This window comes from Hyphomicrobium sp. GJ21, assembly GCF_001006785.1.
GTDB lineage: Bacteria > Pseudomonadota > Alphaproteobacteria > Rhizobiales > Hyphomicrobiaceae > Hyphomicrobium_B.
The window spans coordinates 68,176-94,366 of record NZ_CDHO01000004.1 but is presented as its reverse complement, the minus strand read 5'-3'; the positions used below and the strand labels follow the sequence as shown (position 1 = coordinate 94,366).

The 26,191-nt window shown below is 61.3% G+C and carries 26 protein-coding genes; 11 read left to right on the top strand and 15 right to left on the bottom strand.

Annotated elements, in window-relative coordinates; translation table 11 throughout:
- Positions 1–14: 14 nt before the first annotated feature.
- Both HYPGJ_RS18050 and rpoZ read right to left on the bottom strand, forming a co-directional pair.
- Positions 15–2,234 (bottom strand): bifunctional (p)ppGpp synthetase/guanosine-3',5'-bis(diphosphate) 3'-pyrophosphohydrolase, encoded by a 2,220-nt coding sequence (locus HYPGJ_RS18050; RefSeq protein ID WP_046848609.1) that lies wholly within the window; start codon positions 2,232–2,234, stop codon positions 15–17.
- Positions 2,235–2,337: 103 nt separating this feature from the next.
- Positions 2,338–2,796 carry a DNA-directed RNA polymerase subunit omega gene (gene rpoZ / locus HYPGJ_RS18045; RefSeq protein ID WP_046848608.1) on the bottom strand — a complete coding sequence of 153 codons (459 nt, stop codon included), beginning with the start codon at positions 2,794–2,796 and terminating at the stop codon, positions 2,338–2,340.
- A gap of 383 nt (positions 2,797–3,179) precedes the next feature.
- On the opposite strand from rpoZ, the gene HYPGJ_RS18040 reads away from it, so the two are divergent.
- Positions 3,180–3,821, top strand: a complete 642-nt coding sequence (locus HYPGJ_RS18040; RefSeq protein WP_046848607.1) for an NYN domain-containing protein — start codon at positions 3,180–3,182, stop codon at positions 3,819–3,821.
- Positions 3,822–3,852: 31 nt separating this feature from the next.
- Complete coding sequence (locus tag HYPGJ_RS18035; RefSeq protein WP_046848606.1) at positions 3,853–4,512, top strand: uracil-DNA glycosylase; 660 nt, start codon at positions 3,853–3,855, stop codon at positions 4,510–4,512.
- On the opposite strand, the gene HYPGJ_RS18030 is transcribed toward HYPGJ_RS18035, so the two are convergent.
- Genes HYPGJ_RS18030 through dapA form a run of 3 tightly spaced genes read right to left on the bottom strand, consistent with a single transcriptional unit; the run spans position 4,493 to position 6,454 of the window.
- Positions 4,493–5,062 (bottom strand): peroxiredoxin, encoded by a 570-nt coding sequence (locus HYPGJ_RS18030; RefSeq protein ID WP_046848605.1) that lies wholly within the window; start codon positions 5,060–5,062, stop codon positions 4,493–4,495. The genes HYPGJ_RS18035 and HYPGJ_RS18030 overlap by 20 nt on opposite strands.
- A 3-nt stretch (positions 5,063–5,065) precedes the next feature.
- Positions 5,066–5,539, bottom strand: coding sequence for an SsrA-binding protein SmpB (gene smpB, locus HYPGJ_RS18025; protein ID WP_046848604.1), 474 nt, complete (start codon positions 5,537–5,539; stop codon positions 5,066–5,068).
- 24 nt (positions 5,540–5,563) lie between these two features.
- Complete coding sequence (gene dapA, locus HYPGJ_RS18020) at positions 5,564–6,454, bottom strand: 4-hydroxy-tetrahydrodipicolinate synthase (RefSeq protein WP_046848603.1); 891 nt, start codon at positions 6,452–6,454, stop codon at positions 5,564–5,566.
- Positions 6,455–6,792: 338 nt separating this feature from the next.
- On the opposite strand from dapA, the gene HYPGJ_RS18015 reads away from it, so the two are divergent.
- Positions 6,793–8,958: a lytic transglycosylase domain-containing protein gene (locus HYPGJ_RS18015; RefSeq protein WP_244466290.1), complete on the top strand. Its 2,166-nt coding sequence runs from the start codon at positions 6,793–6,795 to the stop codon at positions 8,956–8,958.
- 39 nt (positions 8,959–8,997) lie between these two features.
- On the top strand, positions 8,998–9,987 hold the full coding sequence (locus tag HYPGJ_RS18010; RefSeq protein ID WP_046848601.1) for an alpha/beta hydrolase: 990 nt from the start codon (positions 8,998–9,000) through the stop codon (positions 9,985–9,987).
- Here HYPGJ_RS18010 and HYPGJ_RS19165 read toward each other — a convergent pair.
- From HYPGJ_RS19165 to HYPGJ_RS17985, 5 genes are all read right to left on the bottom strand, one after another.
- A complete protein-coding gene (locus HYPGJ_RS19165) occupies positions 9,927–11,924 on the bottom strand; it encodes a hypothetical protein (protein ID WP_046848600.1) in 1,998 nt (665 codons plus the stop codon). The two genes, HYPGJ_RS18010 and HYPGJ_RS19165, sit on opposite strands and share 61 nt — an antisense overlap.
- A gap of 178 nt (positions 11,925–12,102) precedes the next feature.
- Complete coding sequence (locus HYPGJ_RS18000; protein ID WP_046848599.1) at positions 12,103–14,253, bottom strand: OmpA family protein; 2,151 nt, start codon at positions 14,251–14,253, stop codon at positions 12,103–12,105.
- Positions 14,254–14,561: 308 nt separating this feature from the next.
- On the bottom strand, positions 14,562–15,623 hold the full coding sequence (locus HYPGJ_RS17995; protein WP_046848598.1) for an NAD(P)-dependent oxidoreductase: 1,062 nt from the start codon (positions 15,621–15,623) through the stop codon (positions 14,562–14,564).
- Between the two features lie 143 nt (positions 15,624–15,766).
- On the bottom strand, positions 15,767–17,524 hold the full coding sequence (locus HYPGJ_RS17990) for a PQQ-dependent sugar dehydrogenase (protein ID WP_046848665.1): 1,758 nt from the start codon (positions 17,522–17,524) through the stop codon (positions 15,767–15,769).
- Between the two features lie 48 nt (positions 17,525–17,572).
- Positions 17,573–18,544: a hypothetical protein gene (locus HYPGJ_RS17985; RefSeq protein ID WP_046848597.1), complete on the bottom strand. Its 972-nt coding sequence runs from the start codon at positions 18,542–18,544 to the stop codon at positions 17,573–17,575.
- A gap of 311 nt (positions 18,545–18,855) precedes the next feature.
- Between HYPGJ_RS17985 and HYPGJ_RS17980 the strand changes: the two genes are divergently transcribed.
- A complete protein-coding gene (locus HYPGJ_RS17980) occupies positions 18,856–19,137 on the top strand; it encodes a hypothetical protein (protein WP_046848596.1) in 282 nt (93 codons plus the stop codon).
- Between the two features lie 76 nt (positions 19,138–19,213).
- Here HYPGJ_RS17980 and HYPGJ_RS17975 read toward each other — a convergent pair whose 3' ends face one another.
- Positions 19,214–19,453, bottom strand: a complete 240-nt coding sequence (locus tag HYPGJ_RS17975) for a hypothetical protein (RefSeq protein ID WP_046848664.1) — start codon at positions 19,451–19,453, stop codon at positions 19,214–19,216.
- Positions 19,454–19,757: 304 nt separating this feature from the next.
- On the opposite strand from HYPGJ_RS17975, the gene HYPGJ_RS17970 reads away from it, so the two are divergent.
- The 4 genes from HYPGJ_RS17970 (at position 19,758) to HYPGJ_RS17955 (ending at position 21,449) form a co-directional block, all read left to right on the top strand.
- On the top strand, positions 19,758–19,955 hold the full coding sequence (locus HYPGJ_RS17970; RefSeq protein ID WP_046848663.1) for a CsbD family protein: 198 nt from the start codon (positions 19,758–19,760) through the stop codon (positions 19,953–19,955).
- 131 nt (positions 19,956–20,086) lie between these two features.
- Positions 20,087–20,455, top strand: a complete 369-nt coding sequence (locus HYPGJ_RS17965) for a hypothetical protein (RefSeq protein ID WP_046848595.1) — start codon at positions 20,087–20,089, stop codon at positions 20,453–20,455.
- A gap of 491 nt (positions 20,456–20,946) precedes the next feature.
- The gene (locus HYPGJ_RS17960) at positions 20,947–21,147 is read left to right on the top strand and encodes a hypothetical protein (RefSeq protein WP_046848594.1); all 201 of its coding nucleotides are present in this window, start codon (positions 20,947–20,949) and stop codon (positions 21,145–21,147) included.
- Between the two features lie 23 nt (positions 21,148–21,170).
- A complete protein-coding gene (locus tag HYPGJ_RS17955; protein ID WP_046848593.1) occupies positions 21,171–21,449 on the top strand; it encodes a hypothetical protein in 279 nt (92 codons plus the stop codon).
- A 42-nt stretch (positions 21,450–21,491) separates the two neighbouring features.
- Here the strand turns inward: HYPGJ_RS17955 and HYPGJ_RS17950 are convergent, their stop codons facing one another.
- Positions 21,492–21,926 (bottom strand): hypothetical protein, encoded by a 435-nt coding sequence (locus HYPGJ_RS17950; protein WP_143440553.1) that lies wholly within the window; start codon positions 21,924–21,926, stop codon positions 21,492–21,494.
- A 377-nt stretch (positions 21,927–22,303) separates the two neighbouring features.
- On the opposite strand from HYPGJ_RS17950, the gene HYPGJ_RS17945 reads away from it, so the two are divergent.
- The gene (locus HYPGJ_RS17945) at positions 22,304–23,107 is read left to right on the top strand and encodes an HlyD family secretion protein (RefSeq protein ID WP_244466288.1); all 804 of its coding nucleotides are present in this window, start codon (positions 22,304–22,306) and stop codon (positions 23,105–23,107) included.
- Positions 23,094–24,620 (top strand): DHA2 family efflux MFS transporter permease subunit, encoded by a 1,527-nt coding sequence (locus HYPGJ_RS17940; RefSeq protein ID WP_046848590.1) that lies wholly within the window; start codon positions 23,094–23,096, stop codon positions 24,618–24,620. Before HYPGJ_RS17945 ends, HYPGJ_RS17940 begins: the two co-directional genes overlap by 14 nt.
- Here HYPGJ_RS17940 and HYPGJ_RS17935 read toward each other — a convergent pair.
- From HYPGJ_RS17935 to HYPGJ_RS17925, 3 genes are all read right to left on the bottom strand, one after another.
- Entirely contained in the window at positions 24,617–25,051 is a 435-nt protein-coding gene (locus HYPGJ_RS17935; RefSeq protein ID WP_046848589.1) for a response regulator, read from the bottom strand. The genes HYPGJ_RS17940 and HYPGJ_RS17935 overlap by 4 nt on opposite strands.
- Positions 25,052–25,058: 7 nt before the next feature.
- Positions 25,059–25,478, bottom strand: a complete 420-nt coding sequence (locus HYPGJ_RS17930; protein WP_046848588.1) for a response regulator — start codon at positions 25,476–25,478, stop codon at positions 25,059–25,061.
- 151 nt (positions 25,479–25,629) lie between these two features.
- Entirely contained in the window at positions 25,630–26,097 is a 468-nt protein-coding gene (locus HYPGJ_RS17925; protein ID WP_046848662.1) for a membrane protein, read from the bottom strand.
- Positions 26,098–26,191: the final 94 nt, after the last annotated feature.

Sequence of the window (26,191 nt, the reverse complement as noted above, 5' to 3'; positions counted from 1 at the left end):
ATCCGCAGATTAAGCTACTCGAACAGACGTTCAACCTTGGCGACAGAGGATTTCGCCCTGAGGCCCGAGATGATGTGGTTCAAATGCACCAAATCGAAGACCTCGAGCTCGATATGCATGACGGTGAAGTCTGCGGCCCGCTTCGCCATCTTGATATTATCGATGTTGCCGCCGGTTTCGCCGATAATCTTGGCGATTTCGGCCAGCGATCCCGGTGCGTTGACGGCTGTTACGCTGATTCGCGCGGGAAATCGTTGAGGATGCTCCGGATCGACATCCCATGTGGCATCGATCCAGTGGGCTTCCTCATACTCCTTGAGGCGTGGCGAATGGATCTGGAAGACGCGGATGCCCTCGCCTGGCGCCATGACGCCGACGATGCGGTCGCCCGGAACGGCGCCACCCGGCTCGAAGCGAACCGGCAGCTCCTGGCTCGGACCGCCGATTGAAATCGCTGCCGTATTATCGATTTCGGCGGTGCGAAATTTCAGGCTCTGGATTTTTTCGATATTGAACCAGCCGTCCTGCGCCTGCGCGCGGCCAAACCGGCGGCTCGGCTTATATCCTTCTTCGACCGGGCCGACGCCGGCCTGCGGCACGATGGCGGAGAGAATATCAGGCAGTGCGACCTCGTTGCGGCCGACGGCGGCCAGAAGCTCATCGGCCGACTTGAAGCCCATCTTGGGTGCGGCGGCCTTTATCTTCTCCTCGGAATAATCGATCTCCATGCCCGCCAGCGTCGAGCCGACGAGCTGACGGCCAAGCTCGACAAAACGCTTACGCTCGGCTTCGCGCGCCGCTCGTCGAATGGCGGCGCGGGCGCGACCGGTAATCGCGAAGGCTTCCCAAGCGGCCGAGCGCACATGATTCTTCGACGTCTCGATCACGACTTCGTCGCCATTGCGCAGATGCGTGTCGATCGGCACGTGGCGGCCATTGATGTAGGCCGCGATCGCTTCGTTGCCGACGTCGGTGTGGACGGCGTAAGCGAAATCGAGCGGCGTCGCGCCGCGCGGCAGCGCGATGAGGCGTCCCTTCGGCGTGAAGCAGAAGACCTGATCGTGAAAAAGCTCGAGCTTGGTGTGCTCGAGAAACTCTTCCGGATTGGCGGCTTCGAGCAGAGAGGAAATCATGGCTCGCAGGCGGCCGTACGGACTGTCGTCGGTATCCTCGTCGCCGTCGCGGCCGTTCGCGTGATACTGACGGTCCTTGTAGAGCGCATGCGCCGCGATGCCGTACTCGGCGATGTGCTGCATATCGTGCGTGCGGATCTGCAGCTCAACGCGCTGGTGGCGCGGGCCGTAAACGGTCGTGTGGATGGACTGGTAATTGTTGCGCTTAGGCGCGGAAATGTAGTCCTTGAAGCGGCCGGGCACCGTGCTCCACGTGGTGTGAACGATGCCGAGGACGCGATAGCAGTCCTCGATCGTGTCGACGATGACGCGGAAGCCGTAGATGTCGGAGAGCTGCTCGAGGCTGATCTGCTTGTTTTCCATCTTACGCCAGATTGCGTAAGGCTTTTTCTCGCGTCCTGTCGCTTCCGCCTTGATGCCGGCGTCGGCGCATTTCAGCGCGATGGCACGGCGAATTTCCTCGACGAGACCGCGGTTGGGCTGGCGCAGTTCGGTAAGCTTTTCGGTTACGATCTCATAGGCCTGTGGATGCAGCCAGCGAAAGGCGTGATCCTCCAGCTCCTCGCGCAGCGCCTGCATGCCCATCATGCCCGCGAGCGGGGCGTAGATGTCGAGCGTTTCCTCGGAATTGCGCTGCCGGCTCTCGGGCTTCATGTGCTCGAGCGTGCGCATATTGTGAAGGCGGTCCGCGAGCTTCACGAGCAGAACGCGGATGTCGGTCGAGATCGCGATCAGCAGCTTGCGGAAATTCTCGGCCTGCTCGGCCTTTTTCGAAACGAGGTCGAGGCGCTTAATTTTCGTCAGGCCGTCGACGAGGCTGCCGATCTCGGCCCCGAACATCTGATCGATCTCGGCGCGCGTCGCGTCGGTGTCCTCGATGACGTCATGCAGCAGGGCCGTCGCGATCGTGGCATCGTCGAGCTTCAGCTCGGTAAGGATGGCGGCAACTTCGAGGGGATGCGAAAAATACGGCGCGCCGGACGCACGCTTCTGATTGCCGTGCGCCTTCATCGCGTAGACGTAGGCGCGATTGAGCAGCGCCTCGTCAGCTGTGTGATCGTATTTGAGAACCCGCTCGACGAGTTCGTACTGCCGCATCATGTTCCGCCGCACTCCTTCCGGGCGCAAGCGTACCTGAATCTGCGGTGCAGTTTAAAGTCAAACGGGGTGCGGCTATGCGACGGAACGATACCCGCCACAGGATTTAGCGCGAGCGGTCACGCGGATCGCGGTCACGTTCGCGCTCCCGCGGGCCTGCCCCCGATCCGATGTTTGCGGACGGCTCCAGCGGGGTCATGCTTTCGAGGCCACGCAGAAGCTGTTCTTCCGTCATGACGTCGACCTGCGTATCGGTCGACAGGTCATCGCGACCCAGCATCGGCGCACGGCGATCCGGCGGCAGAAGCGGCGCGGCGACGGCTTCCGGCTCGTCGACTTCAGTGTTCTTCTGGATCGAGGAAATGAGCGTCTCGCGCATGTCGTCGGGCGAGAGGGTCTTTTCGGCGATTTCGCGCAACGCGATGACGGGGTTCTTGTCGTCGTCGGGCGCGATCGTGATGGCGCTGCCGTTGGTGATGGCGCGAGCCCGGTGTGCCGCAAGGAGAACCAGCTCAAAACGGTTAGGAATTTTGTCGACGCAATCTTCGACAGTAACGCGAGCCATGAGGGGTGACCTTCCCTTGGTTAACTATCGGCTGCTCAATTGGAATGAGGGCGCAAACAATCTCTTGGACCGCTTTACAGCGCCATGTGCCGGTTTCTTTCGCATCTTATCGTGAAAAACGCAAGCTCACTTGACCGAAATCGTTGCGCGACGGCCCAGGTTGTCGTTGCTTCAATCCGGGTTTCGAGCCAAATTGAGCAGACTATATGTCACAATTGTTAATCGTGACGATAATCTGATATCGATATGTCTACGCTGTAGAAGCGCTTTGACTCCCTGCCCGGCACGGCGTTCGTTGCGAAAGAGGAAGAATTTCTTCCATCGATACTTCCGGCGACGTTGTTGGACATTGTTTAATTTCGAAATGGCATCAGGGATCGGCCATGCATTTTTATCCTACAGAACGCATCGCGCTATTCATCGACGGCGCTAACCTCTACGCGACCGCAAAGTCACTCGGTTTCGACATCGACTATAAGCGTCTGCTCGGCCTGTTCCGGCAGAAGGGCCAGCTCGTCAGGGCTCTCTATTATACGGCGCTGGCCGAAGAGCAGGAATATTCCTCGATCCGCCCACTGATCGACTGGCTGGACTACAACGGCTTCTCGATGGTGACGAAGCCGACGAAGGAATTCACCGACGCGACCGGCCGTCGCAAAGTCAAAGGCAACATGGACATCGAGCTCACCGTCGATGCCATGCGCCTCGCCGACAGCCTCGACCACATCGTTATATTTTCGGGCGACGGAGATTTCCGCAGCCTCGTTGCGGCTCTTCAGCAGAAGGGCAAGCGCGTCAGCGTCATCTCGACGTTGCAAACGCAGCCGCCGATGGTCGCCGACGAGTTGCGCCGTCAGGCCGATCAATTTATCGATCTTGCGGATTTAGAGGATCAGGTCGGCAGGGCGCAGAATGGTCGTGGACCGCGTGAAGGCTCGCGGAGCTATGCAGGACGGGGACCGTCTCAGTCTCCCCGCGATGCCAGCTATTTCGGAGACGATGATCTCGCGGAAGAGGAAGTCTGAGCGACCGGCCCTCTCGGAAGGTCTTTGACGCATGGCGGGCGCGCTGACGGCTGACGGTGTTGGACCCGAGGCCCCCGTCAAATGCGGACGCTGTCCGCGCCTTGTCGCGTATCGCCGCGATAACGAAGCCAAAGAGCCGACGTGGTTCAATGGCGCGGTGCCGTCGTTCGGCGATCCGAAGGCCCGGCTTCTCATCGTGGGATTGGCGCCCGGACGCAACGGCGCCAACCGGACCGGACGGCCTTTCACCGGCGACTATGCTGGCGATCTTCTCTATGCGACGCTGCTGGCTTACGGTTTTGCGCGTGGCAACTACCAGGCTCGCAGCGACGATGGGCTGAAGCTCGTCGACTGCATGATCACGAACGCGGTGCGCTGCGTTCCGCCGGAAAACAAACCCGAACCCAAAGAGATCGCGACCTGCCGCCCGTTTTTCCAATCGCGGCTCGGTCATCTGCCGCGAATGGAGATCATGCTCGCGCTTGGACGAATTGCGCATGATCAGGTTTTGACGACGCTCGGAAAGCGCAAGGCGTTATTTCCGTTCGCGCACGGGGCGCGGCACGAGATCGAACCGGGGCGCGTGCTGTTCGATAGCTTCCACTGCTCGCGCTACAATACCAACACGGGCCGGCTGACGCCCGCGATGTTCGAAGCCGTGTTCGAGGATATCAGGCGCGCGCTTGATTGAGCGACTGCAGCAGCTCGCGCGCGTGCGTCGCCGGGGGATGTACCGGATAAACCACCCGGTAGATCACGCCGTTTTTCACGATCATCGTCAGCCGTTTGAGATACGTCGCGCCGCCCGTTTCGAAGCGCGGCAGTTTCAGCGCATCGGCGAATGCGAGATGTTCGTCGCTGAGCAGCAGATAGGGAATTCCGGCGCGAAGAGCGAATTGGTGCTGCTCGGCATGTGATTGCGCGCTCAGGCCGAAGACCTCGTAGCCGAGCAATTCGAACTCGGCGTAACAATCGCGAAAGCCTTCCGCTTCGGGCGTCGAACCGTGAGCGCCTGCAATGGTGTCCCAGTTCGGCGGGTTCGGCGTGCCGGGCATTCCCGTCATCGGGTAGACGAAGACGACGGCGCGCTCCTGATAACGTGCGAGGTTGACGTTCGCGCCGCGTGTGGCGGGCAGCGAAACGTCCGGCAGGCGCGTTCCGGCGATGATGTGTTTAGCCGCGCCATCATCGACGGGCGCAGGCCACGGCCAAGCATCGTTCGTCTTGGATGTCTGCGACATGGCTCAGCCCCGGTCGCGCATGAGGCGCGCCTTCTCCCGGTTCCAATCGCGTTTGGCTGCGTCCTGTCGCTTGTCGGATTGGTTCTTGCCCTGAGCGAGACCGACTTTGACTTTCGCCCTGCCTTTCTCGTTGAAATAAAGTTCGAGCGGCACGAGCGTCATGCCCTTGCGCTCGACGGCGATCGCGATCTTGTGGATCTCTTTCGCATGCATCAGCAGGCGGCGCTTGCGGCGCGGCTCGTGTGGGAACAGCGAAGCACCCGGATATTCGGCGATGTAGCTGTTGATCAGCCAGACCCCCTGATCCTCAACGGACGCGTAGCTTTCGGCAATGTTCGACTGACCACGCCGCAAAGACTTCACCTCCGAGCCGAGCAGCTCGATACCGGCTTCCCAGCTGTCGGTGATGAAGTATTCGTGCCGTGCTTTGCGGTTCTCGGCGACAAGCGTGCTGCCGTCGTCGCGTTTCGCGGCCATCGTTCAACAAACTCCAGGCGCGTTCTATTCGGCCGCTCGGGCGTCGATCAGATCGAGATCGCTCAGCACCTTATCGACGGCCTTGCGCGCGGCGTCCGAAATCGGAACCATCGGCAGGCGCATCTCACCGGTCCCGAAGCCCAATCTCGAGACCGCGTACTTCACCGGCCCCGGATTGCTTTCGATAAACATGACCTCGTGCAGAGGCATCAGGCGATCCTGAAGCGCGAGTGCTTTCTTGAAATCGCCGGCGAGACAGGCGTTCTGGAACTCGGAGCAAAGGCGCGGCGCAACGTTCGAGGCAACGGAAATGCATCCCGCGCCGCCATGCGCCATGAAGCCGAGCGCGGTCGCGTCTTCGCCGGAGAGCTGACAGAAATCCGGCCCGAGCGCCGCGCGCGTCTGCGACGGGCGCGCGAGATTGGCCGTCGCGTCCTTCACGCCGACAACATTCTTCAGCTCGTAGCAACGCGCCATAGTCTGCACCGACATGTCGACGACGGAGCGGCCCGGAATGTTGTAAATGATGATCGGGATATTGATCGCGTCGTTGATCGCCTTGAAGTGCTGATAAAGCCCTTCCTGGCTCGGCTTATTGTAATAGGGCGTCACGATCAGAACCGCGTCCGATCCGACCTTTTCAGCATACTGCGAAAGCTCGACAGCTTCGTCCGTCGAGTTGGAGCCGGTTCCGGCGAGGACGGGCACACGCTTTTTCGCGGTCGTGACGCACAGTTCGATGACGCGCTTGTGCTCATCGAAGTCGAGCGTCGGGCTTTCGCCTGTGGTTCCGACCGGGACGAGGCCGTGCGAGCCTTCCGCGATCTGCCACTCTACAAACCGCGTGAAGGCCGCTTCATCGACCTTGCCATTTCTGAAAGGCGTGATGAGCGCCGTAATCGAACCTTTAAACATGCATGCGCCTTGATTTGCGTCCCGGAGCGAGGTGCTTCCGGAAGAGTCGACGAACCCCGGTTGTAGGCGTCAACTGATGAACTTGTCCTAAATAGCCCCGTCAACGCGAGCCACGCTGTTGCCGCACCGGCGTGCGACCTCGTCCGTTAAGCGCTTGCGTCGGCAGTCATCCCCCCGCTTAATGCGGCCGGACGAACCCTTTTAGGCGCAAGCAAAATGACATTAGGCGCTCGTCAGGCTTGCTGCAAGATCGTGCATCCCTGCGTCCCACCGAATGAGAGACGATGCCTCTAAACCCTGCCGTGGCAACGCCAAATCTCCTTCGTGCCGGCGCTCTGGTGAGCGCCGCGGCATGCTGTCTGGCGTCGCTCTGCCTTGCCGTTTCGCCGCCGGTTTTCGCCGACTCACCCTGGAGCGATGTCGCAGCGCCCCGGCCGCTTCCCGATGAGCAGAAGCAGCTCGATAAGCTCCGCTCGGCGCTCGCCCCCGTGTTGTCGGCCGAACCCTCCGCCGAGGACGCCAAAAGCCTGCGGGAGGCCGTTGCAGCGGTCGGCGCTCAGAACGACGACCGGTTCAATGCCGCCAAGGCCAATATTTCCGACCCCGTAGCGCGGAAGCTCGCCGACTGGATCAGGCTGCGCGCGGGGCTCGGCGATCCGGCCGAGTATCAGGCTTTTCTGAAAAACAATCCGCGCTGGCCATCGCGGGCGATGCTCGTTCAGCGTCTGGAAGAGGCGCTTTTCACCAAGGGTGGAAGCTCCGGCGCGATCAAAAGCTATTTCGCAAGCGAGGAACCGCAGACGGGTGCCGGGACTGCAGCGCTCGCATCCGCCTATCTCGCGGAAGGCAACACGTCGAAGGCGCGATCTCTCGCCGCCAAGACGTGGCGCGAGACGACACTGCCTCCGGCATTGGAAAACGGCTTTCTCGCGCGCTTCGGCAAGCTCCTGACGGCTGACGATCACAAATGGCGCTTCGATCGACTCGTCACGGATGATGTGCGTTTTGCCGACAATCGCGCCGCGCGCGTTGCCGCCGCACGCCGTCTCATTCCGCTGTTGCCGAACTCGGAGCAGAAAAAAGCGACCGCGCGGCTCGCAGTCTTCGACAAAGCCAAGAATGCGCATGCGCTGATGGGCGCGCTTGCCGACCACGACGACAGCGACGCGGGACTGACGTTCCATCGCGCGCAGGTTCTACGCAAAGCAGGCAATATCGATGAAGCGGCCGAACTCATTCTCTCGGTGCCGCCCGATCCGAAAAAGATCGCGGAACTTGACGAGTGGTGGGCGGAGCGCCGCGAGTTGGCCTACGGCGCGTTGAAGCTCGGCAAGGCGAAGCTTGCCTATCGCCTCACCCGCGATGCCGGTCCTTTGACGGTCAATCCGCTCAAAGAGCAGACGTTCATGGCGGGATGGATCGCGTTCCGCTACCTGAACAATATCGACGCCGCCGAGAAGCATTTTCGCGCCATGGCGGCAGCCGCTGACGGACCGCTGAGCGTAGCGAAGGCGCAATACTGGCTCGGACGCGTTGCAGATGCGCGGGGCGACAAGGCTGCCGCGACAAAGGCTTACCGGCTCGCGGCGCAGAACACCGACACATTCCACGGACTGCTCGCGATGCAGATGTTGCAGCCGGGACGAACGTCGCTCGAGATCAAGCCGCCCGCGTATCCGTCGCCCGACCAGATCCGCAAATTCATGGCGGATGACGCGACGAAGGCGCTGGTGCTGGCTTCGAAAGCGAAGCTGTCCCGCCTTTACACGCGCAGCTTCCTCGTCGCCCTGCACTCCGCGACGTCAAACGAAGCCGAAGCCGGAATGGTCGCCTACGTTGCGCGCGCGATCGGCGATCCGCAGATGTCGCTGCGCATCGGCAAAACCGCCGTCGCCAAAGGCCAGAACCTGCTGACATATGCGTATCCCGTAACAGCGTTCCCGGGCTACAAGCCGCTGCGCAAGCCACCGGAACTCGCCCTGCTGCTCGGCCTCGCACGTCAGGAAACCGAGTTCGACTCGCAGATCGTCTCCGGTGCCGGAGCCAAGGGCCTGCTGCAGATCATGCCGGGCACGGCGCGCCACGTTTGCCGCGACTACAAAATGAAATGCGATCTCTCGCGCCTGCTCTCAGACACACGCTACAACGTCACCCTGGCATCGGCCTACATCGCCGACCGCATGGATGACTTTGACGGTTCGTACGTGCTTGGGCTAACAGGCTACAACGCCGGTCCCGGGCGCGCGCGCCAATGGATGAAAGAAAACGGCGATCCACGCGAAGCCCGCGTCGACACCGTCGATTGGATCGAGCGCATTCCGATTACCGAGACGCGCGATTACGTGACGAAGGTTCTCGCGAACATCCAGATCTATCGCGCGCGCCTCGGGTTTTCAAAGAACGCGCTTCGCCTGCAGCAGGATCTCGTTCGCGCACCGGATCATGGGAAAGCTCCGAGCAGCAGCCAGATGCGCACGAACACCGCCAGCGACAACGAAGGCTAGAGCCTTTCCGGAAGCACTTCAGGGGGAGACGACGCGACGATGCCGGCAGCCGCTCAAGGATTTGAAGAGATCTATTTCACGTCCCAGGACGGGCTGCGCCTCTACGGCCGTCATTATCCGGCTTTGAACCCGAGCGGTGCGCGGCCGATCGTGTGCCTCGCCGGGCTCACGCGAAACAGCCGCGACTTTCACACGATCGCATTGGCACTGAGTGGCAGCGGCAGCCCGCAGCGCGATGTCTTCACGCTCGATACGCGCGGCCGCGGTTTCTCGCAGTACGACGACGATTGGAAGAATTACGCCGTCCCGATCGAGATGCAGGACGTGATCGACTACATGATCATGCTCGGGCTCAGAGACGCAGGCATTATCGGCACGTCGCGTGGCGGGCTCATCGCGATGGTGCTTGCGGCGGTGCAGCCGTCGCTTATCGGCGCGGTCGTACTCAACGACATCGGTCCGGTCATCGAAATGGACGGGCTGTCGCGTATCGCTGGTTATGTCGGACGCGTTCCGGTTCCGAAAAGCTGGGCGGACGCGACGCGCATCGTTCTCGATCTGACGCGACGCGATTTTCCGAACCTTTCGGAGGCCGACGCCGAAGCGGTCGCGCGGCAGCTCTTCAACGAGAAAAACGGCAAGCCGGTCAGCGGCTATGACGCGAAGCTCGCCAAATGCCTGTCGGTGCTCGACGGTCCGATGCCGCAGCTATGGCCGCAATTCGAAGCGTTGAAGCGCGTGCCGCTGCTCGTCGTGCGGGGCGGCAACTCCGACCTCCTGTCCGAAGCAACGGTCGAAGAAATGCGGCGGCGGCATCCGCGCATGACGTCGGTCACCGCGCCGAACGAAGGCCACGCACCGCTGCTGCGCGACGAGCCGACGATCTCCGCGATCGCGTCGTTCTTCGCGCAATCAGACGAAGCGAACGCCGACAGGCGCTATGGAATTTTGACCCGCAGCGATTTCAGTCACGTCTCGCGGCTGGTGTCGACCTCGCCGCGATCGACGCGGCGCGAGAATTCCGTCTGACCGCCATTCAGCAGAATCCGCGCCTGCTCGACCCAGCCCTCGCGTTCGATGCGGCCTTTGAATTCCAAGATCTGACTGACGCGATCGATTTCGCCGCTCGTCCAGTTCGCGATCTGATCGTAGCGCGTGATGCCCATCGCATTGAGCCGCTTCTCGATCAAGACGCCAACGCCGCGGATGCGTTTCAGGTCATCTTGCGGACCTTGGCTTGCGGCCGGCATCGGCCTCGGCGGCTCGAGTTCGCTCTCGGATGTCGTTTGTGCTGCGGCTGCCTCTTTCACCTTGATGGCGTCCGACAGCTTCGCGGGCATCGAAATTTTCGGATCGACCTTGGTCAGCGGCGAAATCGGTTCGATCGGCTTCAGGCCGCGCGTCACGCTTGCTGATGCAGCGGCGATCGCGGCAGCGGCGGCGGCGGCCATTTCCGCTACCGAGCGGCCGTGGATTGCGGCGGCGACACCGGAAAGCTGAGGTTCCGAGTCCTGCTCGGTAACCGCCGGCGCAGATTTGTTCGCCTCGGATGCGGATGCCTCGTTCGATGACGATTGCTGTTTATCTTCGACCGTCTTGGGCGCTGGCGAGGCGGGCGCATCTGCGATCGGCGCGGCAGCCAGCTTTTCGGCGGCTGCGGCCTTGAGCGCGGCGATACGATTGCGCGAGTAGTAGGTCTCTCCGCCCTTCGCCAGAATTTGCGCCTGCTCGACCCACTGTTCGCGATCGATGCGGCCGGGAATATCGAGCAATCCGCTGACGCGTTTAACGTCCGCAGCGCCCCACGCGGCGATGTGCTCGAAGCTGTCGATGCCTTCGTGCTTCAGCCGTTGCTCAAGATCGGCATCGATGGCGCGGATGCGCTGGAAATCATCGCCGCCTTCGATCGGCTGACGGATGACCGGCTTCGGGGCAATCAGAGGCACCGAAGGAACAGGTGCTTCAGCCTGCTCGGGTTCGTTTGCTTCCGGTTCTTCGATTTCGACGTCTTGGTGCTCGGGTTCTTCGTCTTCGATCATCTCGTCGTGATCGGCGTCGATCGGCTTTTCGTAACGATCTTCGACGCGGTCTTCGATTTCCTCGTAGACGATATCTTCCGGCTCATCGTCGCGTTTTTCGATGACGCTCAACGGCTGAGCGATCTCGGCTTCGTGCTGCGGCTCGCGCTCCTGCTGCGCCTCTGCCTCGTGCTGGGGCTTGGCCTCATGCTCGGGCTGGGGTTCAGATGCCGGCTCTTGAGCAGGCCGTCTTGCGAACGAGCTAATCGAAGCCGCCGCGGCTGCCTTGGCGGCAGCAACCGCGGCTGCGGCCGCCGAGGTCGTTGCATCGCTCAGTCGCGAGGCGAGGCGTGCCGGTCTTTCGCGTACTTCGACGACAGGTTCGGGCTCGCGCGCGATGTCGGCGGCTTCGGCTGCCGGTTCGTAGGGTTCCGGTTCGAGTTCTGGTTCTGGCTCGGGTTCGAAGACAATCGGTTCGGGCGGTGGCGGCGGCAGTTCGGGTTCCGGCTCCGGCGGCGGGCCGTAGGTCCCAGACTGATAGGCCCCGGTCACGGGCTTCAGAACGGCAGGGCGAATTTCGGGGATCGCTCGCCGCGGCATCCCTTCGTTCGGATCAGGTCCCATCAGCGCGCGTTCGAAGCGCGACGGATCGACGAGTTTCGGCAGCGGCCGAGGCTCGGGACGGCGGATGACATCGATCCTCGGCTGCACGGGATCGATCGGCCTCGGAACGACCGGCGGAGCAAAGGATTTGGTCGGCATCGCTCGCGGCGCGGCGGCTGCGACAGGCGCATAATGCGGCGCGTCGAACTCCGCCGGAACTCCGGCGTAAGCAACTTCCGTCTGGCGCGAGCCCATTAGGGCGCGCTTCACCGTGCACGCGACGAACGCGCCGAGAAAATAGGACGCGAGCAGAAGCAGGAACGTTTGCAACAGCAGATACGTCATGTCCGGACGGGCTCCGTCATGCCGCCAACCATGAAGGCGATCGCACGTTTCAAGGCTATTCCTCCCGGCATGCGAGCCAACCCGTGACCAGTCCGAGCGCGAACGCCAGCGCGATCCACCAGATGAGCTTCACAAACAGATAATCCATGAACCCGGTCCTCGAAGCGACTGTGCCTGCTCAATTGACTTTGACGTTGAATTCGATGCGGCGATTTTTGGCGCGGCCCGTCTCCGTCGCGTTATCGGCGACCGGACGGGTTGCGCCGTAGCCGATCGTCGACAAGCGCCGTGCGCTCACACCATTCTGAGTGAGAAAATCGGCGACCGCTCGCGCACGGCGATCCGAGAGCCGCTGATTGCGCTCGTCGGTGCCTTCGGCGTCGGTGTGACCTTCGATTTCGATGCTGAACGCCGGGCATTCGTTGGCGACTTCGACGAGATCGCGCAGCGTCTGCGTGCTGTCGGCGGTCAGATCCGCCTTGGCGCGCTCGAAGTTGATCGTTCCTTTCGCCGATGTCTGGCGCATCAGCGTCTGGCAGCTGTCGGCCGCTTTTTCCTCGCCGGTCATCACGGTGATCGCGTCGCGGACTTTGAAGCCCGGCGGCAGATCGGTCGACAGGACACTGCGAATTTCATCGGCGACGCGTTCGCTTTCCGCAGCGCCTTGGATCATCACCTCTTTGCCGGACATCTGGACATCGCCACGCCTGAGCCGCGCGAGCTGTTCGAGCGCGACGCGCGTCGCCGCTTGCCACGGTTCGGGCGGGGCTCCGACGATCTTCATCTGATCGGTGATGCTTTCGCCGGGATAAATGCGTTGTGCCGTCTCGATGACGCGCACGCGGGCGGGATCGTCCGGCGCATCGCCTTCGAGCGTGATCATGCCGTTCGGCGCGCGCGTTGCTTTCCAGGCGAGGTCAGTCTTCATCTTGCCGACGAAGGTGACGTTGGCCGTCGTTTCGCAGGTCTGTCCGGCCGCCGCCTTGACGTCTCCGGCCACCGATTGCGACGTCGCGTAGTCGTCCGTCTCGCCGGTAAGCTCGAGCTTGCGATCTGAGAGCAGCGACTTGCCTTTGGTCAGCCGCGAGAGCGATGCAAGGCCTGCGACGACGCATTGCTGCCAGCCCTCGGGGGCTCCAGGCGCCACCTGCGTCTTGTCGTTCACCGCGCGTCCCGGGAAGCGTGCCTTGACCGCATCGACGAGCGCCGCCCTCGCCGCCTGGCTCGGCGTCATGCCGATGACATCAATGGCCGCGCCATTATTGACGATGCCCATCACGTAGCCGGAGCCTGCAGGAAAGAGATCGGGTTTCGGATAGCGAATGCGGTCGACGATCTTGAAGTTCTGCGGCACGTCGAGTTTCAGCGAGCGGCTCACGGCGGCGGCCACCTGCTCGTCGGCGGCTTCTCCCGAGAACGTCAGGTCTCTCCCGCTGAACGCGACGTCACCCGATTTTAGCTGCGCCAGCTGCTCGAGCGCGATGACGACGGCTTTTTCCCAGCCATCGGGCGCGCCGTCGGCGATGTCGGTGCGGTCAGTGAATGACATCTTGCCGAAGAGCGTCTTGGCGCGCGCAACCAGCCGGCCTCGAACGTCATCGCCCGGCGCGTAGCCTTCGATCAGGAATCCGTCACCGCCCTTGCGCGCGTTCCAGGTGTAGGGCCGCGCCATCGGCAGGCTGATTTTCTCATCCGCAAGCGCGACGCGGGGCGGCCTCTGCTTGGCGAGCGCCGTCTTTGCGCGACGGTACGCATCCGACGTTGCGGCTTCGCCTCGCATCGAGAGATCGAGTTCAGCGAGTTCGGCCTCGCCCCGTTTCAGCCCGGCCAGCGTCTTCAAACTGAACTGCGCGCCGGCGAGCCACGCATCGGGATCGACCGAGCCGCGTGCGAGGCGCATGCCGTCGCTGACGGCCGCAGACGGAAACGCGGCTTTCGCCGTATCAAGCAAGGAGCGTCGCGCCTGTTCCGAAGGAACGTCGCCCGCCAACCTGAGCCGTCCCGCGCCATCTGAGGCCACCGACCAATGATAATTTGCGACGTGCTCTATGAGCCCCGACCGGTTGTATGCGACGCGCACGCCCCAGACGTTGCGCGCATATCCTTCGGCCAGCATCGGGCCGCGTTCCTCGGGCGCTTTGCCGGTGAGAACGATATCGCGGCCGCTGACGTGCGGGGTCGCCCAGGTGAGATTGGCGCGCTTCAATGCTTCCGAGGTGCGGCGCGCGAGATCGCTTTCGATGTCTTCGTGCTGGACTTGCACAGCCACCCAGCTCAGCGCCGCAATCGGGACAATGCCCAATAGCCAATAGAGGGGATTGCAGCGCATTCGCACGCGACTCCGAAACAAAAGGCAACGCGGAGTCACGACCGTGCGGCCAATGCCCCACACCAAGAAGAGCGATGTGCCTATCGCCCGACCCGTGGCTGGACTTTGAACCGAGCGGACCCCCGCAGGCACTATAAACAAGAGCCGACACCATTCCAAGCCAAGGCTGGAAGAGCCAACTTCCTATAACGCACTGAAATTATGTGATATTTTTGGCCGTTTTATGCCGCCCGCAACTGCGCTCGCGAAGTGTGGCGCGGCGGTCATGGCGAATTGTGTTCACGGCGGGCGTAATTGCTGACGGCGGATCAGGTCGCATCCTTGGCGGGAGATGGTGCGAACGTGATTTCCGGCGTCTCCAATCCTGCGTCGCGCAAAGCACGCGACAGCGCGCCGGCAGACGCCTCTGCGGCACCCGACGATACGGCAATGAGGCGAACGACGCGTTCGCCGTTTCTTGCCGCGTCAACGATCCTCTCGACCGTCGTACCGCTTGCGCCGGGATCAACGGAGACCCGCTGCGCTTCACGGCGTGCAAAATCGAGAACGGCGGGCGGAACCGCCGCGTCCAAGAAAATTATGTCGGCCATGCGAAGGACGCGCAGGGCGCGGAGTGTCAGCGTATCTGCGTCGTCGCCGACTTTGACGATCGCGACGGAGGGCGGCGCTTTGCCGGGCGAACGCGCAAGCTCGTCGAAGTCGGCGTCACGCGGTTCGCGCTGCGCCTCACGCATGGCAAGATCGACAAAGCGGTTCCAGAATCGCCGCTTTGCTGCGGGCGTGTCGCCGAGCTGGCCGCCTTTCGTGCGCCAAACCTTCGCCACCTCGACCCAGCGCTTCAAACCATCCGGCAACAGCGCTTCGACGAGCGACCTGATCGCCTGAGCCAAGACCGGCGCGGCGCCGTCGGTCGAAATCGAAAGAACCAGCGGCGAGCGATTAACGATGGCACCAAACTGAAAATCACAGAATGCCGGACGGTCGACGACGTTGACAGGCGCGCCCGCGGCACGCGCCGCAGCGGCGAAGGCGGCGGCGTCGTCATCGTCCTCACTGGCGCCGACGGCGATCGCGGCATCTGCGAGATCAGCCGGCGTCCATCGCCTTCTATTCAGTCTCACAGAACCGTTCGGCGGCGTCGACGCGAGTGCTTCGAAGCCGTGGACAAAGGTTTCCGCGTAGACTTCGACGTGAGCGCCCGTCGCGGCTAAAAGCTCGGCTTTCCAGAGCGCGGGCTCATTGCCGCCGGCGACGACGGCGCGCTTGCCAGCGAGCTTGAAGAATACGGGCAACGTCGCGAGCGCCTGCATGCGCTCGGGGCGCGATCGCGCGCCTTTTTTCTGCGTGTCCTCTAGCTCAGATGTCTGCATCACGTCGGTTTCGATCGGTCTCGGCGTCGGTCCCAGGCGGCATCAAACGCCGCGCTCGGATGATCATACACGACCCGGCCGATCCCGCACCCGGGCAGGAGTTCGCGGTCCCGCCCGGCTCGGTTGTTCTGCTTTAGCGGCACCTACTGCCGGTGCCCGATGGCCCAGACGTAGCTCGCAACAGCCTTTAGATCGCCGTCTGAAAGCGTCACGCCGCCCATCGGGGGCATCGCACCCGGATGCTGCTTCGGCTCGGGCACGCCGTCCTTGATGGTGCTGGTGAGAGCGGCAAAGCTGCCGTCGCTCCAAAGCCATTTGGCGGTGTTCAGCGCCGGGCCGACGGGCGTTCCGATTCCATCGGCTCCGTGGCAGCCGGAACAGGTCGCGCCAGCTTCTTCGCCGTGAAAGATTTTCTTGCCAAGCGCGACCTGCTCGGCAGTCGCGCCTTCCGGAACGGGCAGCGCGGCTTCCTTGCCTGCATTGGGATGCACGCCTTCCGGTGGCGTTGCGTCGGGAGACGTCGCAGCTGCGACCGCAGGAGCCGGCGCCGCTTGGACGCCAACGCCCGCATCACCTGAGAACGTCACGCGCCAGACGCGGCCGCCTGCGTCATCCGTTATGAACAGTGCACCATCTGGTGCAACTGCGAGTCCAGACGGACGATGCGCTGCGCGTCCCGGATCCTTGTGACGGCCTGCGAACCCATCCGCGAAGACAACGTAATCGCCCGAGGGCTTGCCGTCCGCGAGGGGCTGGAACACGACATTGTAGCCCGCTTGCGGTGACGGCGCGCGGTTCCACGATCCATGAAAAGCGATAAACGCACCGCCCACGTAGGCTTTCGGGAAGTGCGAGCCCTTGTAGATCTTGAGATCGTTTGGAGCCCAGTGTGCGGGATATGCCGCGATCGGTCCTTCCGCTTTATCGCAGTCGCCGACTTTCTTGCCGCCATCGCCGCCGTATTCGGGAGCCTGAACTGACTTCTTCTGGACCGGATCGTAATAGCACTTGGGCCAGCCGTACCACGCGTCCTTCTTGACGATCATGACTTCTTCAGCGGGAAGCTCGAAGCCCTGCGCGGCGGTGTACAGCTTCGGCCAATTCTCATGCAGCTGATCGCGGCCATGCTGCGTGGAATAGAAGCGGCCCGCGGCGTCGAAATCCAAGCCTTCAGGATTGCGGATGCCGGACGCATAACGCTCTTTCGCCGAGAAAACCTGTCCCGGCGTGTTCGCGTCATAGCGCCAGATGCCGGCACGCGTTTCCATCTCGGTGCAAGGATCGTAGCCGAGCGAGTGCGGCATGCGATTTTTGATTTCGCATGTGTTGGTCGCCGAACCCATCGCAACGAACAGATTGCCGTCGGTATCGATCGCAATCGGATGCATCGGATGATCGCCGGTAATTGGCATGCCGCTCAGGATCGTCTCGGACTTGGCGTCGGGCGCAGGCGCGCCTTCGCTGATATCGTAGCGAACGATCTGATCGTTGATCTCGGCGTAGAGCCAGTTCTTATAAAGGGCGATGCCCGTGCCGCCGTGACCACCCTCGGCGAAGGTCGGGCCGAAGCGGGAGACGACATCCGCTACGCCCGTTCCTTTCGTGTCTTTCAACGCGACGAGAAATCCGCCCTCGTGCGGGGTGTCGTTGTTGTAATAGACGCCGCTCCAGGTGTTCAGATACAGCGTGCCGTCCGGCGCAACCACGGCTTGGCGCGCGTGGCCAACTTTGTCCGCGAAGATCGTTGCGCAGAAGCCTTTGGGCAACGTGATGCCTACTTCGGATGCGGGGCAGTCTTTTTCCTGACTGTGGGCGGCGGGAGCAGAGAGCGGCTGCGCCGCAAACAATGCTCCGCCGAGAACCGCGCAATACGCACCGCGGCTCAATACTCGAATAGCCATCTTACGACTCCTTGCTTCGTTCGCTTCAAGCGTCGTGATCAACGGAGATTACTCGCCCGCTGAAACTGCAACGATCCGGAAAGGCAGGGTCGGAGGACCGCTTTTGGCATCGAAGAGGTGTGCGAGCTGGCCTTCGGGCACCCAGTACGTATTTCCGACGAGCGCGACAGATGTCGGACCGGCAAGACCATCCTTGATCGTCTCGACATTGGCCTCGTCGCCATTCACCGTCAGGCGATCGATGCTGCCGCTTCCTTCGGCCATGATGAAGGATTGCCCGCCCGTCGAACGCAAACCATCCGCGAGCTTCAGCGGGCGAGAGGTCTTGAGTTTCGTGATGTTGCCCGGCTTCCCGTCTTTCACATCGACGCGATACAGTTCGCCGTTGGTGTAGGTATTCACATAGAGATTGCCGTCGCCGCCGAATGCGATGCCATCGAGGCCCGCGCCTTCCTTGGGCTGATTGAAGTCCGCGCTTTCGAGCCAGACTTCAAGCTGGTTCGATCCGGGCTTCAGTCGCAAAATCTGCGGTGATGATGTGTTCGTGGCGAAAATTGATCCGTCCTCGGCGATCGCAAAATCGTTGCAGATGCTGCCGGCTTTCGGGAACGCGACGCTGAGCTTGCCTTCACCCGTTTTCAGATCGAAGCCTTTGATGAAAGTCCCTGGGACCGCACCCGGCCCCGGCACGCCGATGCCAGACGCGTCGTTCGAACAAACGAGCAGCAATCCCTTCGCTTCATCGACCAGCACGCCAAATGTCGAGCGCGTGTCGTAGGCTCCGGGCTTGATCCATTCTTCTGCTACCGAAGCCCCGGGCTTGACGCGAAAGACGCCACCCGAAGCAAGTCCGCTTATATAAAGCGTTCCGTCTGATGCCGCGGCTATGCTTTCCGGATAGACGCTGTTTCCGGGCAGCGCGACGTGCTTCAAATCTTCAGCGGAAGCGGTCGAGATCAAAAATCCCGCCGCCACAACCATCGCTGCCGCCTTAGCCAGACTTCGCTTGTCGATTATCATTTTGCGATCTACTCCCAATTCATCTCGGCCGGAGATTTGCCGCGAGGTGCGGCCGACGACAATGCACGATCATGCGTATCAGCCATTACGACATGGGTATTACGACACCGATGTGCATCCTTTGGATTTCGTTTTTGGGGAAGGAGGTTGCGGGAAGCCGTCAGATCCCTTGACGCGCGAGGACCATACAAATTGAGTTAAAACAAACGGATCTCGCGATTGGGCTGCCCTCTCACCGCAACTATTCGATCTGCAAAGCGTTTTGACTGCAGATCCGGGAGCGACGTTCCTGGCTAGTCAACGAGGCACAAATGAAAAAATATGTTTGCTCGCTTGCTGCTCTTGGAGCGGCGGCATTTGTCATGACTGCGGCGGTTCCTGCGGCCGATGCAGGGCCACGTCACTATCGCGGCAAGCACTATTCGTACGGTGGCGGACACCACGGCTACGGACGGTATCATCATCGGGGCCGCGGATACTGGCGCAATGGTCGCTGGATCGCGCTCGGAATCGGAGCTGCCATCGCAGCGGGCGCAGCAGGTGCCTACGAACGCGACTGCTATTGGCGAAACGGCTATCGCTACTGCGATTAGGTCCGAAGGCGAAATGAACAAAGCCCCGCGTCTCACTTATGAGACCGGGGCTTTTTCATATCACGTTCGTCAGCTGTTAAATTGGAAGTTCGGATTCCCGCTCAGTCCAATATAGGTCGGCGAGACGGTCGAGCAGGTTCGAAGGAAGAGGATGCGTGACGATCTCCGTCTGGAAGTAATCGCCGAGACGGATCGGTCGACGGGCCGCCTCGAAAGGCTGAACCGCGACGCCGTTGTTCGAAACGCCAAGAATGGAATCCCGAACGATACGCGATATGGCCTCGGACCATATCCATACTGCTAACCAGGGATGCACAGCGGCCTCCTTTCGCACCCGGCGCAAAGTGATGATCTCAGCCACTACGGCCTGACGGGTGCAATTATGCTTCGGGAAACTAAAATGCCTGAGGATGCCATTTTGTTCCGATGAGAGCGCCACCGCAGTCGACGTGCGCGCTTGCGTCCCAACATTTGAAATAAATGATCGACGAACACGATCACTAAACCCAATTCAACACAGCGACCACCACACGCCGACGCGATCTGCGTGCGCAAAAAGGGAACTTGCGCGCACTCAAAACGTTGCTTGTCCGAAGTTGTCGCAACAGAGGAGGATGCAAATGAATTGGGATCGCATCGAAGGCAATTGGAAGCAGTTCACCGGTAAGGTCAAAGAGAAGTGGGGCGATCTCACCGATGACGATCTTGCTCGCGTCAACGGAAATCGCGAACAGCTCGAAGGCGTTCTTCAGGAGCGTTATGGCTACGCCAAGGACAAGGCGAAAGAGGAAATCGACAGCTGGTCGAAGGGTCTCTGATCCGTAATTGTCCCCAGTTTCCAGAGAAAGGTCCGTTCGCGGGCCTTTCTTTTTTGTGAGTCCGATCGGCGTGCGCCACACACTCCGCGCGAATCTTGTTAGCGATTCTCCCGACGGTGGGGAGAGCAGCGATGGCCAAGACGTTTTTCGCCGACATGATTGCCAACTCCAAGATGGATGGGGCAAACGCGCGTCTGGAAATCGCGCTTTCGGATGCTGCCGGACAGGTTCAGACCGTGAGCCTTGGTCCTGATGCACTCGCCGCACTCATCGCGATCGCGTCGCAAGCGGCGCCTGCGGACGCAGCGCGAGCAGCCCGGCTCACGAAACTTCCCAAACGCTATGCCGTCGGGCACGGACGCCACGAACCCGTCGTCATGCTTCGGTTCGAAGACGAGCCCGCGTACGGTCTCAGCGTTTCACAAGCGGAAGATCTCGCGGAAGCGCTGCTGGAAGAAGCCGAAGCTGTCGCCGATACGAAGTACTGCATGCGCCAATAGTTCTCGGTGAGTTGGCTGCGTATAGTACGAAAGGCATAGGCTTGATGGATAGCTAGCCGATTCACGGCTCGCGGGGCGGCAGCATTTCGATAATATGGTTTCTGCCAGGGCTCTCCAGCCCGGCAATCTCCTAGCTGGTGTAGCCCCGGCGGCTTCGTCCGCCGGGGTATTTTTATCGGCGATCTCATGATGCTGATGCTGATGGGGACGCCAGCGCGGCACGATCCAGCGCGGCAACACACCTCCCCGCCGCCCCCGGGTAAACGGGGAGGTGCACGGAACGCAGAATGGCGTCGGCATTCCGTTGATCGCTCGCAAGCGCGAGCCTGCGTTGGTTCCTTGCACGTCGGATTTCAAATGCGGCCGAGTTGCGGCTGGCACTGACATTGTGATCAAGATTTCATGGGCCCTGTCGCGCCGCACTCTCGCGCGCAAGAGGAACCCGAGCGCGCGTTGCGCCGTTAGCGAAGGGAACGACATGGGAGCGCGACATGCGTACGAAAGCGATCAATCAAGTTTATCATGTGCTCAAAGCGGTCTGCGATCTGGAACGCGATCTCAAAAAGGGCGCGCTCTCGGCTACGGTCAATCGTGAGGATTGCTCGGAGCATCTGAAACAGGCTCGCCACCAACTGCATCAGGTTCTCGACGAAGTTTATGCATCGGATTTTCGCACTTCGAAGGCTGCGTGACAGCAAGCCGGAGATCAATGCCGATGCGCAACCCCGAGACTGCGATAGCGACGTGTCTGTCGCGCCTGGAGAGTCTCATCCAGTCGGTGGGCCGCCTGCAAAAAGCGCATATTTCTCGCGATTCCGATCCGTCGAGTGAGCGCTCATTTCGCGAAATTCGCTTGGCGAAAGCTGCGATCGAAGCCGATTACGAAGTGCTCAAGTCGAAGCTTAATGAGGTTCGCGCGGTTCTTGGCGACGACGAGCAGCGCGCCAAATCACATCGCCGGCAGGTTCTCATGGAAAAGGTGTTCACGCGGTAACGCGGCGACGGGCGGGACGACCCTACGTGAGAAAAAGCGCCTCTACTTTTTGCAGATTGAAGCGGGCTGCCAGACAAGCTGTTCGCTGCGCGCAACAATCCCGGTCAATCGGTGAAGAATGGCGCCATGCCGATTTTGCAGATCGGCCAATTCCGCGAGTATTCGCTCCTTTTTCGCTTGCGACCAAGGCATCGCCGAAATCGAAAAAATCTCGACCGAGAGTTCGTTAATCACTTCACTATGCCAGAAGATTGCATCCTCGACCGTGTGAGCATCGAGTGCTCGCTCGCAGCACGTTTGCAATCGGCTGCGTCTTCCATTGGCGCGGTCAGCAATCGAAAACGTTAATTTGGACGGTGCCGACTGCTGGCGGCGGAAGACGCGCATATTCAGGAAAGCCCTAATATTTCGCGCACGATGACGCCAAAAAGCGTTCTCAGGCTGATCTTGGCGACCGGGATTTGAAGCGCGCGGCATCGGACGGGGCTCCCATTCGTCTGACCGACGCTAGACGCAAGGGACGCTCCGAAGGTTCCCGGCGACCGGACATTATCCGGACACCATGCGACGAATAGATCCCAGCCACCGCCGCGGATGAAGTATAGAAAGCCGAGCGCGTCATAAACGTCTTCATATTCTCCGCTCTATACTCACAAGGTCGCCGTTGAACTAAAGGCATCTTTCGTTTCTCAGCGATTGCCGAAAACAAGCCGAACGAGGCCCGCATGCAAGATGCATCTTCGAAGGTGCCGCAAAATCAAAAGAACGCGAAAATGCAGCAAGGACAAAAACCTCGGCCCAACGCCAATCCCTCCTCGGCGGCGATAACAACTTCCGGGGCTCAGAAGAAAGACGTGTTGCGCAGCTGGCCAGCGATCGCCGGTCTTGTCGCGACGCTCGCGGCGATCGCGGCTGGTTACGCTTACTGGCAACATTCCGTGCTTCATCCGTCGACGGACAATGCCTACATCCAGGCCAATATCGTTCCGATCGCTCCGCTCGCGTCCGGCCTCGTTACCGAGGTCAACGCCAAGGAATTCACCACGGTGAAGACGGGCGACGTTCTGGTTCGGCTTGATCCCGCACCGTTCGAAGCTGCACTCAAAGCGGCGGAAGCGAAACTGACGCTCGCGCAGCAGCAGGCAACGGGTCCAGCAGCGCAGTCGCCTGCGGCCAAAGCCAACGTCGATCAGGCACAGGCTGGCGTCGATGAGGCGCGCCTCGAACTCGATCATGCAACGATCAAAGCGCCGGTTGACGGCATCATCGGCAAGGTTCGCGTGCGGCCGGGATCAATCGCCAAAGCTGGCATGAGCCTCTTCCCTCTCATCGACACGTCGAAATGGTGGGTCGATGCGAACTTCAAGGAGACGGACCTGTCGCGCATCGCGGCGGGCCAGAAAGCCACCGTGACGATCGATCTCTATCCGTCACATGAATTCAACGGCGAAGTCGAAGCCGTGAGCCCGGCCAGCGGCGCGTCGTTCTCGCTTCTGCCGGCGGAGAACTCGACGGGCAACTGGGTGAAGACAACCCAGCGCTTCCCGGTGCGGATCGGACTGACGCCGAAGGCAGGAGATCCGGAGCTTCGGATCGGAGCCTCGGCAGCAGTAACCGTCGACACCACGAGCAAGGGCTCCGGCAGTGGCGCTCAGTGATACCGCTTCTGAGAGCACGGCCAGCAAGGTTCTGACTGCGTCGGCCGTGCTTCTCGCGGTGCTGATGGTCATTCTCGATATGACCGTCGTCAACGTCGCGTTGCCCCACATGATGGGTGCGCTCGGCGCGACGCCGGATCAGATCACGTGGGTTTTGACCTCCTATATCGTTGCCGAAGCCATCGTCATTCCGACCAGTGGCTTCCTCGCCGCGCGCTTCGGACGCAAACGCGTCATCTTCGTGAGCGTCGCCGGTTTCGTGGTTGCCTCGATGCTCTGCGGCCAGGCGCAGACGCTGGCGCAAATGGTCATCTTCAGGCTGCTGCAGGGCGCGTTCGGTGCGAGCGTCGTCCCGCTTTCGCAAGCCATCATGGTCGACACGTTCGAAGCGCGGAACCGTGGCAAGGCCATGGCTATCTGGGGCATCGGCATTCTGCTCGGCCCGATCATGGGCCCGACGGTCGGCGGTTTCATTACCGATCATCTGGGCTGGCGATGGGTCTATTACATCAACGTGCCTATCGGCCTCGTCAATCTGGCGATGATCCTCGTGTTTCTGAAGCAGACTCCGAAATCGAGCGCGGTCGCGGATTGGATCGGGGCGCTGCTGCTCGCCGTCGGCGTCGGCAGTCTGCAGATGCTGCTCGATCGCGGCAACGGCGATGGCTGGCTGCAATCGAATTTCATCATCGCGCTGATTTTCGTCTCGACGTTCTGCCTCGTCGCGTTCGCGGTCAGAAGCTACAAGCGGTCCGACGCCATTTTGAAACTCAGCCTTTTGCGCGACCATAATCTCTCGACGGCTACGTTCATGATCATGGCGTTCGGCGTCGGAATGCTCAGCACGATCGCGTTGCAGCCGTTATTCCTCGAGCATCTGCTCGGATATCCTGCAAGCACGGCGGGGCTCGTGATGGCGCCGCGCGGAATCGCGGTCGCGATGGGCATGGTGTTCGTCGCCACGACCATCAATCGGTTCGAACCCAGATGGCTCGTACTCATCGGCCTGACGCTTGCCTCCGCGGGGACGTACGCGACCACGTGGTATAATCTGGACGTCGACGTGTTCTGGATTATCGCGCCGGGCATCGTGCAAGGCCTCGGCATGGGCATGATCTTCGTGCCGCTTTCCACGCTCGCGTATCAAACGCTGCCGCAAGACGCCACGGACCAGGCGGCTGGCATTTTCAATCTCGCGCGCACGATCGGCGGTTCGATCGGGATCGCCATCGCTGCGACCGTGCTGACGCGCGCAAGCCATTCCAATTGGCAGACCCTCGGCGCCGGGATCGATCCCTATAACCCGGCGCTGGCGCAGTGGCAGGACGCGACTGGGCTGACTGTGCCAGATCCGGGCGCGATGCAGGTTCTGGCTCTGGAACTCAGCCGGCAGGCGACGATGATCGGTTTCCTGGAAGCGTTCGGCTTCGTGACGCTGAGCTTCCTGCTGCTCATCCCTCTCGTGCTGCTTCTGAAAAAGCAGGGCGACGCCCCGAGGCGTTCTCCGATTTAAGCGGAGCCGGATGTTTCGGATTCTTGCGAACGCTTCCGGCGCCCCTCCAACAACGTGCGGATTTCCATTTCCACCTGCGTGTGTTGGTAAGGCTGCCTGAGGTGAGGGCCTTTCGAGCACAGCTCGCCAGCCTGCTCGGCCGCGCGTCTCGGCGAGCCTGCGAGGATGACGTCGATATTCGGCCGGTTGTCGCGAATCCACCTTGCGACCGCAAAGCCGCCTGCTCCGGATTCCAGCTCAGAATCGGTGAGAACAACGTCAATCTTCAAATCTACCTGGTTCAGAACGGTCAAAGCTTCCGCGCTACCGGATGCTTCGATCACGCGATACCCGCAATGGCGAAGGTAAGCCGCGATCGGCATGCGAATGAGGATGTCGTCCTCAATCACCAGAACGGTCGCGTCGACATTTTTTGGGTTTGGTTCGCTCACAGGGAGACTAACGAGTTTCCTCGTCCGTCTGTTCCGCCCGCGGCAGCAACTTTCGTACGCTGGCGATCAGATGCGACGGCAGGATCGGCTTGCTCAATACGGCATCGAAGGTCCGGTCCATGCCGGTTTCGATGCTGGCCGAAGCAATCGCGATTTTGACCAGTGGTGCGTTGCTGCGAATCCAGTTCGCGAGACCTACCCCGTCCATGCGTCCGGGCATGCGAATGTCCGTCACGACGAGCGCAATGTCGGGCATCGTGCTCAGAACATGGAGGGCCTCGTCGGCGTTGGACGCCTCAACGACAGTAAACCCGGCGTGGCGGAGATCATCCGCCATCGCAAGGCGGATCAAAATCTCGTCCTCGACCAGGAGTATCCGAAAATTCGGTGAGGCCCCCCTCATCTCTGCAAGAGCCGCGTCCGTCATCTACACCCTCATCCCCATTCCAGGACTTAGCGTGCCAGGGGGGTAGGCGTTCAATGCGTCAAGGTGGGCAAAGGTTCCTCCACCCGGCAAGGTTATTCATAAGTGTTGCAATTTCGGATGCTTTGCGTGCGGCGGCGGCGCGGCTCGACCATTACCAGCCGTGGCTTCCGGCTACGGCGCCAAAAACCGTAATCAGCGCAAGCACAAGAAGCACCCAGTGTGCCTTCTCGAGCCAGGAGAAGGCGACGTCCGGCCGCTCGGTTGCCCAGCGCCGGAACCGGCCGTGCAGGATGAACGGCGAAGCGATGAACAGCACAAAGGCAAATAGCAGCCAGACCAGGACCATTGCGTGCATCCACCAGAACCCGGCTGACATGAAGCGGTCCCAAATCTCGAGCCGTTCAGCCATATAGAGCCCGGTCAGGCCCACGATCACCACCATTGCGCGGGCCACCCATTTGAAACGGCTTTCGATAGCGCTGAACGCCTTGACCCGGTCGGGCCCGAGATCGCCTCGGCGGACCGCCGGCATGACGATGCTAGTTGCCATTGCAACGCCCCCAATCCAGACCACAACGGCAAGGACATGCAGCGCGCGGGCTAAAATCACGTCGTTCATCATGTCACCGCCGTTTACCGGTTCAGCCTAGGGGCCTTCGCAGGCTAGGTCGTTCCCCGGCTCGTCCATTTGCGGTGGCGCAAAGGGCCTCCCC

What these genes read in the sequence shown, in the direction of transcription:
- HYPGJ_RS18050 (WP_046848609.1), bottom strand. Translation starts at nt 2,234, where the DNA reads ATGATGCGGCAGTACGAACTCGTCGAGCGGGTTCTCAAATACGATCAC.
- rpoZ (WP_046848608.1), bottom strand. Translation starts at nt 2,796, where the DNA reads ATGGCTCGCGTTACTGTCGAAGATTGCGTCGACAAAATTCCTAACCGT.
- HYPGJ_RS18040 (WP_046848607.1), top strand. Translation starts at nt 3,180, where the DNA reads ATGCATTTTTATCCTACAGAACGCATCGCGCTATTCATCGACGGCGCT.
- HYPGJ_RS18035 (WP_046848606.1), top strand. Translation starts at nt 3,853, where the DNA reads ATGGCGGGCGCGCTGACGGCTGACGGTGTTGGACCCGAGGCCCCCGTC.
- HYPGJ_RS18030 (WP_046848605.1), bottom strand. Translation starts at nt 5,062, where the DNA reads ATGTCGCAGACATCCAAGACGAACGATGCTTGGCCGTGGCCTGCGCCC.
- smpB (WP_046848604.1), bottom strand. Translation starts at nt 5,539, where the DNA reads ATGGCCGCGAAACGCGACGACGGCAGCACGCTTGTCGCCGAGAACCGC.
- dapA (WP_046848603.1), bottom strand. Translation starts at nt 6,454, where the DNA reads ATGTTTAAAGGTTCGATTACGGCGCTCATCACGCCTTTCAGAAATGGC.
- HYPGJ_RS18010 (WP_046848601.1), top strand. Translation starts at nt 8,998, where the DNA reads ATGCCGGCAGCCGCTCAAGGATTTGAAGAGATCTATTTCACGTCCCAG.
- HYPGJ_RS19165 (WP_046848600.1), bottom strand. Translation starts at nt 11,924, where the DNA reads ATGACGTATCTGCTGTTGCAAACGTTCCTGCTTCTGCTCGCGTCCTAT.
- HYPGJ_RS18000 (WP_046848599.1), bottom strand. Translation starts at nt 14,253, where the DNA reads ATGCGCTGCAATCCCCTCTATTGGCTATTGGGCATTGTCCCGATTGCG.
- HYPGJ_RS17995 (WP_046848598.1), bottom strand. Translation starts at nt 15,623, where the DNA reads ATGCAGACATCTGAGCTAGAGGACACGCAGAAAAAAGGCGCGCGATCG.
- HYPGJ_RS17990 (WP_046848665.1), bottom strand. Translation starts at nt 17,524, where the DNA reads ATGGCTATTCGAGTATTGAGCCGCGGTGCGTATTGCGCGGTTCTCGGC.
- HYPGJ_RS17985 (WP_046848597.1), bottom strand. Translation starts at nt 18,544, where the DNA reads ATGATAATCGACAAGCGAAGTCTGGCTAAGGCGGCAGCGATGGTTGTG.
- HYPGJ_RS17980 (WP_046848596.1), top strand. Translation starts at nt 18,856, where the DNA reads ATGAAAAAATATGTTTGCTCGCTTGCTGCTCTTGGAGCGGCGGCATTT.
- HYPGJ_RS17970 (WP_046848663.1), top strand. Translation starts at nt 19,758, where the DNA reads ATGAATTGGGATCGCATCGAAGGCAATTGGAAGCAGTTCACCGGTAAG.
- HYPGJ_RS17965 (WP_046848595.1), top strand. Translation starts at nt 20,087, where the DNA reads ATGGCCAAGACGTTTTTCGCCGACATGATTGCCAACTCCAAGATGGAT.
- HYPGJ_RS17960 (WP_046848594.1), top strand. Translation starts at nt 20,947, where the DNA reads ATGCGTACGAAAGCGATCAATCAAGTTTATCATGTGCTCAAAGCGGTC.
- HYPGJ_RS17955 (WP_046848593.1), top strand. Translation starts at nt 21,171, where the DNA reads ATGCGCAACCCCGAGACTGCGATAGCGACGTGTCTGTCGCGCCTGGAG.
- HYPGJ_RS17950 (WP_143440553.1), bottom strand. Translation starts at nt 21,926, where the DNA reads ATGCCGCGCGCTTCAAATCCCGGTCGCCAAGATCAGCCTGAGAACGCT.
- HYPGJ_RS17930 (WP_046848588.1), bottom strand. Translation starts at nt 25,478, where the DNA reads ATGACGGACGCGGCTCTTGCAGAGATGAGGGGGGCCTCACCGAATTTT.
- HYPGJ_RS17925 (WP_046848662.1), bottom strand. Translation starts at nt 26,097, where the DNA reads ATGAACGACGTGATTTTAGCCCGCGCGCTGCATGTCCTTGCCGTTGTG.